16 protein-coding genes are annotated in these 16049 nt (G+C 65.6%); 8 read left to right on the top strand and 8 right to left on the bottom strand.

Annotated elements, in window-relative coordinates; genetic code table 11:
- Positions 1 to 1164, bottom strand: a complete 1164-nt coding sequence (locus Q0Q48_RS21360) for an acyl-CoA dehydrogenase family protein (protein WP_295142295.1) — start codon at positions 1162 to 1164, stop codon at positions 1 to 3.
- 55 nt (positions 1165 to 1219) lie between these two features.
- Between Q0Q48_RS21360 and Q0Q48_RS21355 the strand changes: the two genes are divergently transcribed.
- From Q0Q48_RS21355 to Q0Q48_RS21340, 4 genes are all read left to right on the top strand, one after another.
- On the top strand, positions 1220 to 1948 hold the full coding sequence (locus Q0Q48_RS21355) for a GntR family transcriptional regulator (RefSeq protein WP_295142292.1): 729 nt from the start codon (positions 1220 to 1222) through the stop codon (positions 1946 to 1948).
- Positions 1949 to 2005: 57 nt separating this feature from the next.
- Positions 2006 to 3061, top strand: coding sequence for an LLM class flavin-dependent oxidoreductase (locus tag Q0Q48_RS21350; RefSeq protein WP_295142289.1), 1056 nt, complete (start codon positions 2006 to 2008; stop codon positions 3059 to 3061).
- A 96-nt stretch (positions 3062 to 3157) separates the two neighbouring features.
- Positions 3158 to 3781 carry an MSMEG_1061 family FMN-dependent PPOX-type flavoprotein gene (locus Q0Q48_RS21345; RefSeq protein ID WP_295142285.1) on the top strand — a complete coding sequence of 208 codons (624 nt, stop codon included), beginning with the start codon at positions 3158 to 3160 and terminating at the stop codon, positions 3779 to 3781.
- 23 nt (positions 3782 to 3804) lie between these two features.
- The gene (locus tag Q0Q48_RS21340) at positions 3805 to 5760 is read left to right on the top strand and encodes an adenylate/guanylate cyclase domain-containing protein (protein WP_295142283.1); all 1956 of its coding nucleotides are present in this window, start codon (positions 3805 to 3807) and stop codon (positions 5758 to 5760) included.
- On the opposite strand, the gene Q0Q48_RS21335 is transcribed toward Q0Q48_RS21340, so the two are convergent.
- The 3 genes from Q0Q48_RS21335 to Q0Q48_RS21325 form a co-directional block, all read right to left on the bottom strand.
- Positions 5749 to 6789: a fatty acid desaturase gene (locus Q0Q48_RS21335; RefSeq protein WP_295142281.1), complete on the bottom strand. Its 1041-nt coding sequence runs from the start codon at positions 6787 to 6789 to the stop codon at positions 5749 to 5751. The genes Q0Q48_RS21340 and Q0Q48_RS21335 overlap by 12 nt on opposite strands.
- A gap of 266 nt (positions 6790 to 7055) precedes the next feature.
- The gene (locus tag Q0Q48_RS21330) at positions 7056 to 7877 is read right to left on the bottom strand and encodes an NYN domain-containing protein (RefSeq protein ID WP_295142279.1); all 822 of its coding nucleotides are present in this window, start codon (positions 7875 to 7877) and stop codon (positions 7056 to 7058) included.
- A 17-nt stretch (positions 7878 to 7894) separates the two neighbouring features.
- Positions 7895 to 8563, bottom strand: coding sequence for an aspartate/glutamate racemase family protein (locus Q0Q48_RS21325; protein ID WP_295142276.1), 669 nt, complete (start codon positions 8561 to 8563; stop codon positions 7895 to 7897).
- Between the two features lie 104 nt (positions 8564 to 8667).
- Between Q0Q48_RS21325 and Q0Q48_RS21320 the strand changes: the two genes are divergently transcribed.
- Positions 8668 to 9195, top strand: a complete 528-nt coding sequence (locus Q0Q48_RS21320) for a DUF87 domain-containing protein (RefSeq protein ID WP_295142273.1) — start codon at positions 8668 to 8670, stop codon at positions 9193 to 9195.
- Here Q0Q48_RS21320 and Q0Q48_RS21315 read toward each other — a convergent pair.
- From Q0Q48_RS21315 to Q0Q48_RS21300, 4 genes are all read right to left on the bottom strand, one after another.
- On the bottom strand, positions 9179 to 10384 hold the full coding sequence (locus tag Q0Q48_RS21315; RefSeq protein WP_295142270.1) for a CoA transferase: 1206 nt from the start codon (positions 10382 to 10384) through the stop codon (positions 9179 to 9181). The two genes, Q0Q48_RS21320 and Q0Q48_RS21315, sit on opposite strands and share 17 nt — an antisense overlap.
- A 98-nt stretch (positions 10385 to 10482) precedes the next feature.
- On the bottom strand, positions 10483 to 11169 hold the full coding sequence (locus Q0Q48_RS21310; RefSeq protein ID WP_295142267.1) for a DUF2848 domain-containing protein: 687 nt from the start codon (positions 11167 to 11169) through the stop codon (positions 10483 to 10485).
- A gap of 2 nt (positions 11170 to 11171) precedes the next feature.
- Entirely contained in the window at positions 11172 to 11975 is an 804-nt protein-coding gene (locus Q0Q48_RS21305; protein ID WP_366915299.1) for a putative hydro-lyase, read from the bottom strand.
- Between the two features lie 9 nt (positions 11976 to 11984).
- Positions 11985 to 12737: an SDR family oxidoreductase gene (locus Q0Q48_RS21300; protein WP_295142264.1), complete on the bottom strand. Its 753-nt coding sequence runs from the start codon at positions 12735 to 12737 to the stop codon at positions 11985 to 11987.
- Positions 12738 to 12990: 253 nt separating this feature from the next.
- On the opposite strand from Q0Q48_RS21300, the gene Q0Q48_RS21295 reads away from it, so the two are divergent.
- From Q0Q48_RS21295 to Q0Q48_RS21285, 3 genes are all read left to right on the top strand, one after another.
- The gene (locus Q0Q48_RS21295; protein WP_295142261.1) at positions 12991 to 13161 is read left to right on the top strand and encodes a hypothetical protein; all 171 of its coding nucleotides are present in this window, start codon (positions 12991 to 12993) and stop codon (positions 13159 to 13161) included.
- A 65-nt stretch (positions 13162 to 13226) separates the two neighbouring features.
- Positions 13227 to 15164, top strand: coding sequence for a protein kinase (locus Q0Q48_RS21290; protein WP_295142260.1), 1938 nt, complete (start codon positions 13227 to 13229; stop codon positions 15162 to 15164).
- Between the two features lie 55 nt (positions 15165 to 15219).
- Positions 15220 to 15807: an ANTAR domain-containing protein gene (locus Q0Q48_RS21285; protein ID WP_295142258.1), complete on the top strand. Its 588-nt coding sequence runs from the start codon at positions 15220 to 15222 to the stop codon at positions 15805 to 15807.
- Positions 15808 to 16049 lie beyond the last annotated feature (242 nt).

Raw genomic sequence — 16049 nt, 5'->3', positions numbered from 1 at the left:
TCACACCCACGCGTCGTCGAGGTGCACACCCAGCAGGGTCTTGCCCTGGATTTCGACGTTCACGTCGAAATCCAGCATCGCGTGATGTGACGCGGTGTTCATGTCGCGAAAAAACCTCTGCATGACATGGCTGTCGTGCGCCGCACCCGCGCCCGCGCCCTCGAAGAGACGGTTGCAGGCACGCCGGCAAAGCTCGGTGGCGTAGGCCGCATTCCAGCGGACTTCCGCCCGCTTCGCCGCGGGCATCGGCGGATCACGCAGCATCGCCTCCTCGAGGAGATCGCAGTTCTGCCGCGTCAGCGCCCAGGCGCAGGAGATCTCCACGCTCGCCTCCGCGACCCTCCGCTGTACCCCGGCGTTCTCGGCCTTCATCGCGCCGGTGTAGACGTCACGTCGACCGCGGGTCTTGTCGATGAAGAGCTGCAAGCCGCGCTCGGCCATGCCCACGATCGTGCCGAGCAGCATGGTCGCCAAGGTCGGGCGGATCGGAAGCCGATAAAGGGGGATGTCGATACCAGGAACGGTGCCGAGCTGTGCCTCGATCATGGGCACTGCGTAGCGCTCCGGGATGAACGTGTTTTCAAGAACGATGTCCTTGGAGCCGGTCCCGCGCATACCGAGAGTGAACCAGGTGTCGTCGATGACGGCATCCTTCTTTGGCATCACGACGATCAGGGAGGGGCAGGCGGCGCCCGCTTCGTTGCGGATTCCCTTGCAGCCTACCAGCACCCAGTCACCATGGTCGGCGCCGCTGGCATAGGGCCAGCGGCCGTTGAGTATGTAGCCCCCGTTGGCGCGCTGGCAGGTGCCGCGGAGCGACGGCACGCCCGGAATCAGCATGCCCGGATGGCCCCCGAAAATTTCGTCCTGGCCTTGGGAGGGCAGGCGGCCGGCGATGAACGTGTGGGCGGCGCACACCATCAGGACCCATGAGGCCGCCGTGCTGCCCTGGGCGATCGTCCGCTCGGCTTCGACCAAGGCCCGGACCGGCAGTTCGTAACCGCCATAGGCGGCTGGGGCCATGATGCGGGTCGCTCCGGATTGATGCAGCAGGGCTACCGCGCGAGGGCTGAGCTGTCGGTGGTCCTCCGACTCGGCCTCAGTGTCCTTCAGCGCGTCTACGATCTTCTGTGCATTCCCCGCGTCGTACATGGCTTCCTCCACAGACTCGTTGAGAGTTCGTTATGTTTGAACATACTAGTATGTTAGTATACATACCATGCGAACATCTCTCAATGTCGTTCTGCCCGATGCGCCCGAAGCCCTGTGGCAGGGCGCACCCCGGCTCCACGATCTGGCGTACGCGTACCTGAAAGGCCTGCTGCTGGGCGGGGGGCTCGATCCCGGTGACCAGATCTCGTCCGAAGGGGTCGGTCGTGTCTTATCGATGAGCCGCGCGCCGGTTGCCGATGCGATCCGGCGTCTCACCGTGGAGGGCCTTCTCGAGATACGGCCCCAGGTCGGCTGCCGCGTGGTCCGCCCCGTCCCCGCCGAGGTGAAGGACCTCTATGAGCTTTTCGGAGCGACCGAGGGCGTCATTGCGCGCCTGGCCGCCGAGCGGCGATCGGCAATCGAAGCGGAGCATTTCGGGCGTCGATGCGCCGCCTTGGCCTCGACGGCGGGACTGCCCGATGAACCAGTTGCCCGGTTCATGGAGCTTCGGCAGAGAAACCGACGGAGATACGAACTCCTGCACGAACTCGCCCGCTCGCCCCGGAGTGTCGAGATCGCCGAATCCTTCTGGGACCAGAGCGACTTCCTCATCCGGGTGGCCTTCGGCCATCGCGATCTGCCGTCATTCGTCAGGGCTGGGCACGCAGCGTTCGTTTCAGCCGTGGTTGCCGGCGATGGTCGGGCAGCGGAGCATGAGACCCGCCGGTATCTGGTTCGCCTGGGTCGGCATGTTGCCGAACTGCTGGAGCGGCGCACCCAAGCTGACGACCGTTAGCCGCCCAACAAAGGATCCACTCGTCCCGACGAACGAGAACCTGTCCGGAGTAACGCCATGCAATTCGGCTATTTCACGCTGTCCGACAACCGCTACCCGAACAATCCACGCTCGCCCGAGTCCTTCATCAAGGACATCTATGCCGAGGCGTTGTGGGCCGAGAAGGTCGGGCTGAACTCGGCCTGGATCGGCGAGCATCATTTCAACCTGCTGGGCGTCAACGCCTCGCCGCTGGCGATGCTGGCACAGCTGGCGGGCGCGACCACCAGGCTGCGGCTGGCCCCTGCCGTGACGCTGCTGCCGGTCCACCATCCGCTGCATGTCGCCGAGGAATGGGCGACGCTCGATCTCCTGTCGGGCGGGCGAGTCGACTTCGCGGCCGGCCGCGGCTACGACCGCAAGGAATTCGATCCCTTCCAGATGCCGTTCGACGACTCCGCGGAGTTGTTCGCGGAGGGGCTGGAGATCGTGTGGCGGGCCTGGACCGAGCCCGGCAGGTGGTCGCACAAGGGCCGGTTCTACGAATTCAACGATGTCGAAGTGCGCCCGAAGCCGGCGCAGAGCCCGCTTCGGCCCTACGTGGCCTGCTTCTCGCGGCCCTCGATGGAACTGGCGGCGAAGAACGACTGGAACGTGATCTATGCGCCGTTCGCGGCGGCCATGGTCTACGGGTCGCTGGCTGATGCGGTGCGGGTCTATCGCGAGACCTGCGAGACCGCCTTCAAGCGGCCGATGCGGCGGGCCATGTGCTCCTACTTCGTGCACATCGCCTCGACGCCGGAGGAGGAGCGCTACGGCAAGGAAGCGCTGGTCCGCTACTTCCAGGACGCGCTGATCGCGGCCTTTCCCTCGTCGACGGGCGAGAAGGTGCCGCCGACCTACAAATACTTCGTCGAGATCGTGAACATCCTGCGCGACATGCGGCCGGAGAAGCTGACCGACAAGTCGATCCTGTGCGGCAGCCCGCAGCACATCGTCGACACCCTGAAGCAGGTCGAGGCGGCCGGCGTCGCCGAGGTCATCCTCTACTTCAACTACGGCCAGAAGCCGCATGCGATGGTGAAGGAGCAGATGCAGCGCTTCATGCTCGAGGTGGCGCCGCATTTCACCTGACGCGCGGTGGGGAGATTGAGGTCTCTCGCCACGGTGGTTGCAAGTCGTTCGCAAGTGGCGGATGTTGCGGGCAGCGCGTTTCGAAGGAGTGGTCTCATGGCTCGCATCAGCACGAAGGAAGAGCTGCGGCGCATCATTGCCGAGCCGCGGTCGGCCACACGGGTGAAGATCCTCGACGCGCTGGACGAGCAGTCGATCGAGTTCCTGAAGCGCTGCCCCTTCGCCCTGGTCGGCACGACGTCGGAAGACGGCACCGTCGAGGTGTCGCCGAAGGGCGACGAGCCGGGCTTCATCCGCATGGAGGATCCGAGGACGCTGCTGATCCCCGAGCGGGTCGGGAACAACCTGGCCTTCGGCCTCAGCAACATCATCGCCACCGGCAAGATCGGAATCATCGCGCTGGTGCCGGCGACCGGAGAGACGCTGCGCATTTCCGGCACCGCGGAGATCCATGACGATGCCGACCTGCTCGCCTCCCTGAGTTCGCTGGGCAAGCCCGCCCTGCTGGCGACCCGCGTCCACATCAAGCACTGCTATTTCCACTGCGCCCGCTCGATCGTGCGCGCCAAACTGTGGGACCCGAAGTCATGGCCGGCGCCCGGTCGCATCTCGTTTGGCAAGATCATCGCGCCGCGTATCGGCGAGAGCGAAGCCGTCGCGGCCCAGATAGACGCCAATGTCGAGGGAGCCTACACGACGCGGCTATGGCAGAATTCCTGACCGGCTGAGGGACCAGACCTTCGATGAAGCGCAAGGTCGGTCTGTTCCTGCTCACGGTGCTGATTGCCGTGAGCCTCGGTGCGACGATCGTCGCGTCGCTCGCCATGTACCGCCTGGTGTCGCGGCTGCAGGACGAGGAGCTGGGCCGCATCGAGGCCAGTCTCAGCGAACGCTTCGACGTCTTCGAGACGATGCTGCGCAGCGAGAACGAGCGCAACACGGCCGCCATGGCCAGGGTCCTGCCCCAGATCGAGGCCGATATCGAGAGGACCGGCCGCACGCCGGCCGACCTGACGGTCGACGAGATGAACGCGCTCGCGGCCCGGTACGGCGTGCAGCACATCTATTTCATCGATCGCGATCACAGGGTCTTCAACACCAACCTTGCCTACGACAAGGGGCTCGCCTTCCCGAAAGGAGGCTTCTCGGACTTCCTCGATTCGGTGTTCGGCAAGGGGAGGGCGATGAGCGACGGTATCGACCTCTCGTCGGTGACCGGCACGCTGCGGACCTACACCTACTACGGTCCGCCCGGTAAGGATTACCTCATCGAAGTTTCCACCGAAGTGCGCACGACGCTGAAGCAGAGCGACTTCGGCTGGATGAGCCGCTATTTCTTCGAGGACTACTTTTCCGACGCGGTCAAATCGAACGCCTATGTGACCGACGTCGACATGTACCTGGTCAATGCCTCCGGCACCTGGTCGCTGATCAGGCCGGGCGAGAAGCTCGATCCCGCCCTGGCCGCCAGGATCCTGAAGGAGGGTCGGCTGCAGGTACCCGACGCGTCCGGCCATCGCGTGACCACCTACAGCCGCTACAACAGGGCGGACACGATCAAGGACGAACGGCCGATGATGATCGTGCGCAGGGTCACCTACGACCTGGCGCTGGCGCAGGAAGCCGTGCTGCACGTCTTCGTGAGTTCGATGGTCCTGCTCGCGCTGACCCTGCCGCTGATCTACTGGATCGCCTCCCGCCTGTTGCAGCGCCGCATCATCGATCCGATCCTGAACCTGCGTGGCGAGGCCGGCGCCATTGCCGACGGCGATCTCGACCACGTGATCGCGAACACCGACCGCCGCGACGAGATCGGCCATCTCGCCCGCAGCTTCGCCTCGATGCGCGATTCGGTGCGATCGCGGATCAACGATCTGCGGGAGACCAACCTGGCGATCGAGCGCTTCGTGCCCCGGGCCTTTCTTGCCAAGCTCGGCAAGCCGAACATCGTGTCGGTGGAGCTGGGCGACAACAAGCGCGAGCACATGACCATCATGTTCTCCGACATCCGCAACTTCACGGCGTTGTCGGAGACGATGACGCCGGACGAGAACTTCGAGTTCATCAACGCCTATCTCGAGCATGTCGGACCGGTGATCCGCGCTCATGGCGGCTTCATCGACAAGTATATCGGCGACGCCATCATGGCCCTGTTCGAAAATGCCGATGACGCCGTGCGGGCGGGCCTTTCAATGCTTGCCGCGCTGGACGATTTCAATGAGCGCCGGACGGCGCAGGGGCTGGCGCCGGTCGCCATCGGCACCGGGATCAACACCGGCTCGCTGATGATGGGCACGGTCGGCGAACTGCATCGCATGGACGGCACCGTGATCTCCGATGCCGTCAACCTTGCGTCCCGGATCGAAAGCCTGACCAAGGTCTACCGCGTCCGCATCCTGATCTCGCAATACACCTACGACCAACTGGCCGATCCCGGCGCCTTTGCAATCCGTCCCCTCGACGTCGTGGTGGTGAGGGGCAAGACGCGGCCCGTGGTGCTGTTCGAGGTGTTCGACCGCGATCCGGCGCCGGAGCGCGAGGCCAAGCTCAAGACACGCGAGCCGTTGCTCCGCGGCGTCGAAGCCCTGCTCCGGCATGACATCGCAACGGCGCGCATCCGCTTCGAGGAATGCCTGGCACTGGCGCCGGGCGACCCGGCCGCCGTCAACCTGCTGAAGAGCTGCCCGTCAGACGCCTGAGGCGCGCGCCTCGCGGAAGGACACGAGGCGACGTTGCGTCTCGTCCCACAGGACAAGGCGCGTGCAGCGCAGGCTCTGGGCCAGGGTCAGGCGCCCGACATCCCGCAATTCGGGATGGTCGCGCAGGACATGCGGCAGCCGATAGTAGGGGATGCGGCTGCTGAGATGATGGACATGATGGATGCCGATGTTGGCGGTGAACCAGCGCAGGAAAGCCGGCAGGTCATAGTGCGAGCTGCCGTGCAGGGCGGCCTCGTGCAGGTTCCAGTCGGGATCGCTGTCCCACTTCGTGTGCTCGAACTGATGCTGGACGAAGAACAGCCACACGCCGATCGAGGCGGAGAGCAGCAGCACCGGAAGATGGATCAGCAGGAAGGCCTTGATGCCGACCAGCCAGATGAGGAGACCCGCGAAGAGCACGATCGCCAGGTTGTTCGTCATCGCGCTGAGCCACGGCCGCCAGCCGTCGCGCATCAGGCCGACGGGGAGACGATGCTGCAGGACAAAGAGATAGGCCGGCCCGAGGCCGAACATGACCAGCGGATGGCGATACAGCCGATAGCGCAGCCGGCCCCACGCCGAGCGGGCGCGGTATTCCTCGACCGTGAGCGTGTCGACGTCTCCGAGGCCGCGTTTGTCGAGGTTGCCCGTGCTGGCATGATGGGTCGCATGCGTGCGGCGCCACACTTCATATGGTGTCAGGGTGAGGACGCTGACGATGCGTCCGATCCAGTCGTTGACGGCCCGCTGACGGAAGAAGGCGCCATGCCCGCAATCGTGCTGGATCGCGAACAGCCGAACCATGAAGGCGCCGGCCGCGAAGGCCAGCGGGAGCGCCAGCCAGTAGCCGATGTCGAGCGTCGCCCAGGCCAGAGCCCACAAGGCGAACAGAGGCACCACAGTGATGGCGATCTCGAAAATGCTGCGGCTGCTGCTGGGCTGTCGGTAGCGCGAGAGGATCTGGGCCCAGGCGCGGGCGGCTTTCGCCACGTGCGCGCGCGGGCCGGCAGCTTCCGGAGGGGTGCTCAAACGAGTATATTTCCTTGAGAAGAGGAGCGGGCGTCGGCAGCCGCAAATCGGGCTTAGGGGGCGGTCCGGGCAAAATCAACGAGCGAAGTGGCCCAGCGCGGCGGGTCTTTGCGATCAAAAGGCCGTCGAAAAAGCCGGACTCACGGCGAATAATCGAAACAAACGAAATAAACGAAACAAATGAAACGCATGACGCACCCCTGCACCCCGTGCCGGCGCAACAATGTTGCGGCCCGGTTCTTCTGAAGGTTCTATTCGAGAGCCTGCTAAGCCGGTTGTGACCGCGGCGCGGCGGCAGCAGCCCCTCTGCCTCGTCCCCGGCCACGGCCGCGACTGCGGGCGGGAGTGCTTTCTGCAGGGGACTGGATCGGCTTGGCGCGAATCCGCACGGTGCGTCCGTCGGTCTGCTCCATGTCGAAGGCGCCGGTCTTGCGGATCAGGTCGCTGAGCTTGCGGAACCCGTAGGTGCGCGGGTCGAAGTCGGAGGCGATGTTGGCGAGGCGCTGGCCGACCGCGCCAAGGCTCACCCAGCCATCTTCCGTCTCCATCTGCGCGATCGCCTTAGCGAGGAAGGGAATGGCGGCGCTGGCTGGCTGCAGGGAATTTGCAGTCGTGCCCTCGCCGGGCGCGGTCACCGCGGCCTCGGGCAGCAGGTTCTCGGTGTAGATGAACCGCCGACAGGCCTGGCGGAAGCTCTCCGGCGTCTTCTGGGCGCCGAAGCCGTAGACGTCGGCGCCCTCCTCGCGCAGCCGCGAAGCGAGGCGCGTGAAGTCGCTGTCGGAGGAAACGAGACAGAAGCCGTCGAAGCGTCGGCTGTGCAGCAGGTCCATCGCATCGATCACGAGCGCGATGTCGGAGGCATTCTTGCCCGACGTGTAGGCGAACTGCTGATAGGGATCGATCGCGTATTTCTGCAGGATCTCGGCCCATGACTTGAGGCGCGGGCTCGAGAAGTCGCCGTAGATGCGGCGGACGCTGGCCTCGCCGAACTTGGCGATCTCCTCGAACAGGCCGGCGGCGATGCGGGGCGAGGTGTTGTCGGCGTCGATCAGGACGGCGAACCGGCGGGGACGGTTGTCTTCGGCCATGTAAATGCTCCGGGCCGTCAGGCGGCCGATTTGGCGTAGATCGCGTCGACATGGATGTCGGCGCAGTCGATGACAGGGAAGCCGGGATCGTGTCCGGCGAAAGCCAGGAATAGGTCGGTGCCGCCCAGCATGATGGCTTCCGCGCCGCGCGAACAGAGTTGGCGGCCGGCTTCGAAGAAGACCTGGCGCTGGTCTTCGGTCACATGGCCGATCGTGGCCATGGCGACGTAGGTGTCGTGAACCCGATCGAGGGCCGCACCCTCCGTCGGCACGACTTCGACCGAGGGAATGCCGCCATAGAGTTTCGATTCCATGACCGTGCGGGTTCCCAGGATGCCGAGCTTCCGGAACTTGCCCCTGGCCAGCGCCGCGTCGACCGCGGGGATGGCGTTGAGCACGGGCAGCGGCGAGATCGCGATAAGCTCGTTCACGCAGAAATGGCCGCCCATCGAAGTGATGGCGACGGCCTGCGCCCCGGCTGCCTTCAGCCGCTGCGCGAGCCCCGCGAAGATCTCCGCCTGTTTCTTCGGATTGTTGCCGACGAGGTTGCGGCTCATCTCGCGCACGTCGGCATGCGCCATGGTGAGGTCGAGCGGGATGCCGCCGGCGACATGCCGGTCGATCAGGCCTCGATAGTAGAAGTCGGTGGCGGCCGGTCCGATCCCGGCGAGAAGTCCGATATGCATGGGCGACTGTCCCCGATCCGCTGCAACGCGGCAACCGCAGCGGGGCCCGGGTGTGGCGAATCGCGCGCCTGCGAGTCGGCCGTTGTGGACGCTAAAGTTCGTCCATGCGACGGGTGGCGGTGTTCGGAACGACGGGATCGGGCAAGAGCTGGCTGGCCGAGCGCCTCGCCGAGCGCGCTGGCCTGCGCGTCGTCGAGCTCGATGCGCTTTTCTGGGGGCGCGACTGGCAGCCGGCGCCGGTCGATCTGTTCCGTCATCGCGTCGAGCGCGAGACCGCCGACGAAGGCTGGATCGTCGTCGGCAACTACGGCCAGGTGCGGGACCTCGTATGGCGTCCGGCCGACACGCTGGTCTGGCTCGACCTGCCGCTGCCGCTGGTGATGTCGCGCCTGATGCGGCGGACGGTGAAGCGGGCCGTGACGCGTGAGGAGCTGTGGGGCACCGGCAATCGCGAGACCCTGTCCAATGCCTTCCTCAGCCGGAATTCGATTCTGCTCTATGCGCTGAAGACGCACCGGCGCAATCGCGAGCGCTTCGCCAAGGAGTGCGAAGCGCTGGCCGGAGAGAAGAGGGTCGTGCGGCTGCGCAGCCGCCGCGACATTGAGCGTTTCGCGCTCAGTCCGCGGCCTTGACCGCCGGAGCGGGCGCCCGCACGCCACCGCGCGCGAACATCGCATCGATGTCTGACGCGGTGTAGCCAAGCTCGCCGAGGATATCCGCACCGTCCTCGCCGACATGCGGGGCGTGCTGCTGCGGCGCATGTTGCGACGCCGGCGGGAGGCCCGCGATGTTGGCGACCGGCATGCGGCCGAACCCGTCCTGCTCGATCCAGTCGATCGCGCCCGACTCCTTGACGTGCGGATGGTCGAGATAGTCGGAGTAATTGTTCACCCGCTCGCAGAACACGTCCTTGGGCTGGAGGATCGCGATCCATTCCTCGGTCGTCTTGGTCGGCATGGTCTCGTTCAGTGCCTTGATGATCTTGGCCGCATTCTTGATGCGATTCTCGTGGCTCTGCAGATCGGGGTCGTCGGCGATGTCCTGTCGGCCGATCAGTTCGAACAGCAGCCGGAAATGATGCGGCCTCATGGCGCTCACCATGATGTAGCCGTTCGACGTCTTGTAGCTGCCGGCCGGCATGTAGAGCACAGGTGGTGCGCCCTTGGAGAACACCCATTCCATCAGCTTGGCGCCCTGGAAGGCGGCGGCGGCACGCATCAGGCTCGAATCGATGAAGCAGCCTTCGTTGTACCGGAACTGGCGCATCAGCGCGGTCGCCAGCGCCTGGAAGGTGTAGAGCCCGGTCGTCACGTCGACGGCGATCATGCCCTGCCGCCACGGCGTGCCGTCCGGCATCTTGTTCATCACCATCATGCCGCTGAACGCCTGGATCAGGCCGTCGACGGTCGGACGCTTGCTGTAGGGGCCGGTCTGGCCGAAGCCCGACACCGAGCAGTAGATGACATTCGGATTGACCTTCCTGATATCCTCGTAGCCGAAGCCCAGCCGCGAGATGACGCCGGGACGGAAGCTTTCCATCACCACATGTGCCTTGGCGGCGATCTTCTTCACGACCGCGATGCCGTCGGCGGACTTGAGGTCGAGCGCGATCGAGCGCTTGCCGCGGTTGAAGGCGACGGAATGGGCGCAGTGGTCGCCCTTCAGTTCGCCCAGTGCCCGGCCCCAGTCACCTTCCGGCGGTTCGACCTTGATGACGTCGGCGCCATGCAGCGCGAGCAGCATGGAGGCGTGCGGCCCCGCAATGCCCTGCGTGAAGTCGAGAACGGTAATGCCGTCGTAGGCGCCCTTGATCGTGGTCACTTGTTCCTCCCGAAGGCGCTGAACGTACGTTTAGCGACGCCGTTCACGCAAGGCCTGACCTGCAGCCGAGCCATGCGTCTTCGCGATACGGAACGCCTTCAGGCGATGATCGGCAGGGTCTCGATGTCGTAAGCGTGGGTGATTGTGCGGCCGAGCACGGGATCGGCGAGTTCCATCTCGAAGCGCGACGAGGAACGGATGCCGCCGATCGCCGGCATGGTGCCGCAGAACATCACGGTCCCCATCGGCAGCCGCTTGTTGTCCTTCCAGGCGAAGATCAGTTCGCGCGGATCGCGGATCTTGGACAGCGGCCCTTCCTGGTAGAGAACCCTCTTGCCGCCTTCCTGCACGAAGCTGCGCAGCATCAGCTGATCCCAATGGGGTTCGACTTCCTCGAAGCGCCAGGCGGTGCGGCCGATCGGCTTGGCACACATCTGCTTGGAGACGGCAATGCCGTAGCTCTCGACCTTGCGGTCGGTATGGTCGGCACCCACCGTCACCCAGAGCCGGTCGGCAGCGCCGATCAGGACGGGCTCGACCTCGCCCGAACTGTCCTCGCCCAGAACCTGGATGCGGTCCGCCTGGGTCAGCATCTGCGCGGCCGCGCGGTAGTAGATCGGCACCCGCGACGGCGGCTGGACGCCGATCGCCTTGAGTTCCTCGATGTGATGGTTGAGTGCGGTCACGTCACGACCGGTCCAGCCGGCGATGACCAGATCCTTGATGTCGACCGCGACCTTCTCGATCGCGCCCTTGGCGTGACCTTCGAACTCCAGCCGCGCCATCGTCAGAGGACGGCCAGGCGCGAGTTGAGCAGGTCGGTGACGAGCATGTAGCCCGGCGCGTGGGTGATGCAGAACTCGGGCTTCACCGTTGCCACGACCGATTGCGGGGTGACGCCGCAGGCCCAGAAGACGGGAAGTTCGTCGTCGCGCACCGGCACGGCGTCGCCATAGTCGGGCTTGGCAATGTCCTTGATGCCGATCATCTCCGGCTTGCCGAGATGCACGGGCGCGCCGTGCACCGACGGGAACCGTGTCGTCACCTGCACGGCGCGGATCGCATCGGCAGGCTTGAAGGGCCGCATCGACACGACCATCGGGCCGTGGAACGGACCGGCCGGCGCGCACTCGATGTTGGTGCGGAACATCGGCACGTTGCTGTTGCAGGTCTGATGGCGAAGCTCGAGGCCGTTCTCGATCAGTGCCTCCTCGAAGGAGAAGGAGCAGCCCAGCACGAAGGAGACGAGGTCGTCGCGCCACACGCCCTTGAGGTCGGTGACTTCCTCGACCAGCTCGCCGTTCTTCCAGACGCGGTAGAGCGGGATGTCGGTGCGGATGTCGAGATCCTCGCCCAGGGTCGGCAGGCGCCAGTCGCCCGGCTCGGACTGGCCCAGCAGGGGACAGGGCTTGGGGTTCAGCATGCAGAAGCGGGCGAAGTCGGCGGCGAGCGCCTTGGGCAGGATCGCGAGGTTGCCCTGAACAAAACCCGGCGCCATGCCGGAGGTCGGCAGGCGATGGCCGCCATTGCGGATGCGGCGTCGTGCGTCGCGGCCGGTTTCGCCTTTCAGGTTGGTGATCGTGCTGTCCATCGCGAACTCCTAGACGTGCTGGCCGCCGTTGATCTGGATCTCGGCGCCGGAAACGTAGCTCGATCCCTTCTCACAAAGGAAGTGAATCACGTCCGCCACTTCGTCCGGCGTGCCGAGGCGCCGCATCGGAATCTGCTCCTCGACGATCTTCTCGGTGCCGGGCGACAGGATCGCGGTATCGATCTCGCCAGGCGCGATCGCGTTGACGCGAATGCCGCGCGGGCCGAAATCGTGGCTCATCTCGCGGGTGAGCGCCGCGAGGGCGGCCTTCGAGGTGGCGTAGGCCGAGCCCGCGAAGGGATGGACGCGGCTGCCGGCGATCGACGTCACGTTGACGACGCAACCCTGCGCCTTCGACAGCTCGTCGACCAGGCCGCGGGCCAGCGCGACGGGCGCGAAGAAGTTGACGTTGAACACCTGCCGCCAGAGATCGAACGGCGTGTCCATGGCGCCCAGTCGTGCGCCGCCCTTGCCCTTGGGCGAGATGGCTGCGTTGTTGACCAGCGCATCGAGGCGGCCGCCGGCGAGGCGCGAGCGGATCTGTTCGATGCCGCGGCCGATATCGACCGGGTCGGCAAGGTCGAGCTGAACGTGGTTCTCGCCGCCGCTCGGCCATGGGCAGAGCGCGCTGAAGGGCTGGCGCGAGATCGTGATGACCCGCCAGCCATTGGCGCTGAATTTCTTGACGGTCGCATGGCCGATGCCTCGGCTGGCGCCGGTCAGGACCAGGGTCCTGACATTGTCGCGTGGGGCTGTATTCATGGAACGATCCTAACCCGGCCCGGGCCGGAGTTCGCGGCCCATCTTCGACTTCAATTGTGACGCAAGTCCTACGCCATCACTGGTGGGGTTCGCTTTTGTTCTTCACATCATCTATTAAACCGTTGTGATTCCACGGCTTTGTTGGATTTTTGAGGCGGTTTGATTTATGCTTCGCCTCAGGCTTGGCCCATTTTCAGGGCCGTTCGGGCCATCGTTATTTTTGCGAAGTCGATTTTTTGTGGAGTTGTCCGACATGACGGACGAGCGACGGGTCTCGACGCCCACCCCCTATCTGCGCACGGGCCCTGCCACGATGCTGACGGCAATCGGCCTCTGCGTCCTGCTTATGATCATGCAGCTCATGCCCGAAATGCGGGACGCCGGCCCGCTCCGGTCGTTCGCCGTCTCGGACGCCAGCCGCTGATTCCTCTTCGCCGCTTGTGCGGCTGCCCCGGAGCGCGCATCTAGGGGCCGAGGTTGCGCGTGCCCATGACAGCAGAACACGATCAAGCTTTGCCGGTCGGCACGCGACTGGGCGATTATCGCTTCGACGCGCTGATCGGGCATGGCGGCTTCGGTATCACCTATCGGGCCTTCGATACGCAGCTCGCCAAGTTCGTCGCCATCAAGGAATACATGCCGGTCGAGTTCGCGACCCGCCGGGCCGATGGCCAGGTGGCGCCGCGCGGCTCGCGCTTCGCCGACGATTTCACCTGGGGGCGCGAGCGCTTCCTCGACGAGGCGCGGGCGCTGGCGCGGTTCCGTCATGTCCACATTGTGCCGGTGCTGCGCTACTTCGAGGCCAATGGCACGGCCTACACCGTCATGGAATTCGAGGACGGCCCCAGCGTGGCGCAGCTCCTGCGCCAGCCCGGCCGGCGCCTGCAGCCCGACGAGATCAGGCGTTTGGCTGAAGGCATGCTGAGCGGCCTCGGCGCCGTGCACGCCCAGGGTTTCCTGCACCGCGACATCAAGCCATCGAACGTGATCGTGCGTCGCGATGGCGTGCCCGTCCTGATCGACTTCGGGGCGGCGCGCCAGGCGATGGGCGGACGCACGCGCACCCTGACCAGTATCCTGACGCCGCAATATGCGCCGATCGAGCAATACGCGATGGACGGCAAGCAGGGGCCGTGGACAGACATCTATGCGACGGCGGCGGTGCTGCATCACACCATTTCGGGTTCCGCGCCGCCCGAGGCGGTGAGCCGCGTCGGCACGGATCCCTACCGACCGCTCGCGGCCACCCATGCCGATCGATTCGACCCGTCCCTGCTGTCGGCGATCGATCGCGGCCTGGCGTTCGCGCCCGAGCAGAGGCCGCAATCTATCGCCGAATGGCGGACGCTCTTTGGCGGGTCGCTGCCGCGTGTCCAAGATGCGCCCACGCAACGCATGATGACCGAGCCCAAGCCGGCGCCCGTCGCGTCGGGGCCCCTCGCATCGGCGCCCCTCGCATCGGGGCCGCGTCTCGGCGGGGCCAGCCGGTCGCCGGCCGAGACGATCGACGCCGAGCCTCCGCCGGCGCGGCGGAAAGGATTCGCGCGGCGGCGTCTGCCGATCGTGCTGCTGGTGTTGGCTGCCGTCGCGACATGGAAGTACGCGCCGCAGATTCGCGAGCGCATCCTCGGGGCGCCCCGGGTCGAGACGCAGGCAACCCTGCCGTCGCCAGTGCCGATCGCCGTGCCGAACGAACCGTCCCAAGCGGCCACGCCGACACCTGTCCAGCCGATGACACCTACCAAACCACCCGTCGCCGCTGCTGATACGTCGCCTCAGAAAGCACTCGTCGATCAGGCGCAGCGCGCCGCGACGGAGGCGCGGGCGATGTACGAGCGCGCCGAGGAAGCGGCGCGCGCGGCACGCGCCATGGCGGGCGAGGCGCGCATCGTGGCGGCGCGGGCCGCGCGTCCCGATCTGGAGAACAGCGAGCGACTCACCTATGACGGGGGCGCGAGCTACATCGGCCAGGTCGTCGACGGCAAGCGCCAGGGACTGGGCGTTGCCGAACTCGGCAACGGCGAACGCCAGGCGGGCGACTGGAGCGCCGACCTGATGAACGGTCTCGGCACTGTCCGGCTGGCGGATGACACGCGCTATTCGGGGCAATGGAAGGACGGCAAGTCGACCGGGCTCGGGCTGCGTGAGAAGCCGGGTGTCGAAAGGTCGGAAGGCAATTTCGTCGGCGGCCGTCTCGAGGGCCTCGCCATTCGCCGCACGCTCGTCGAACCGAATGTCGTGCAGGGCGGCGAGTTTCACGGCGACTTGCTCGACGGGCCGGGCGTCGAACGAATCGGCGAGCGCGAGCGCTACGAAGGCGGGTTCAGCGGCGGGCAGCGCAACGGCTACGGCCAGTACACCGATGCCGAGGGCAAGACGCGTGCGGGCCGCTGGGCGGCCGGAAAGCTCGTCGAATCGATGCCGTAACACCGGTGGCACGGAAGTTGCGCCCCGCGGAGTTGCAGGAGAGTTGCAGCCGCCCGTGTCCAAACCGCTGTCCGTAGTGCTGATCGACGACAATCCCGCCCGCGCCGAGATCGTGGAGTCTGGCCTGCGCGATGCTGGCTACGTGTTGCTGGCGCGACTCGACGGCACCTACGATCTCGCGGCGCGCGTCAGCGTCCTGCAACCCGATGTGATAGTGATCAGCATCGACAATCCCGGCCGCGACGCGATCGAGGATCTGCGGCGCACGACCGAGCAACAGCCTCGGCCGATCGCGCTGTTTGCCGACCGTTCCGATCCGGCGACGATCGCCGCCGGGATGGAGGCGGGCGTCTCTGCCTATGTCGTGAAGGGACTGACGCAAGATCGCGTGCAACCGGTCGTCGATGTCGCGGTCGCGCACTTCAATCGCTATCACGCGATGCGCGAGGAACTTGAGCGCGCCCGCCTGTCGCTGGTCGAGCGCAAGACCGTCGATCGCGCCAAAGGGCTGCTGATGGAGCAGAAGGGGATCGGTGAGGAAGCCGCCTACAAGCTGCTGCGCAAGCTCGCGATGGACCAGAACAAGCGCATTGGCGAAGTGGCGCAGGATCTCCTGACCTATGCCAGGGCGCTGAAATTCTGATCGATTTTGTCGTCCTGATCGCCGCGAAGGACCTCACCGAACGACCATATATTGTCAGCAGTGATCGAGTGCGTGGCTTGCGGGAGATCCTTTGCGGTGCTCAGGATGACAGATTGCGGATGATGCCTGCCTATTTGGCGACACTGGCGCGCAAGCAGGCAGCAAGTAATACAACCGTCCGACGGTGATTTTCTGGGCTTCCGGATTCTCATAGCTGAATCAGCCACTTGCGAAGCGTGGCC

Source organism: uncultured Reyranella sp. (assembly GCF_945957355.1).
Lineage (GTDB): Bacteria > Pseudomonadota > Alphaproteobacteria > Reyranellales > Reyranellaceae > Reyranella.
This window is presented reverse-complemented; position numbering and strand designations above follow the sequence as displayed.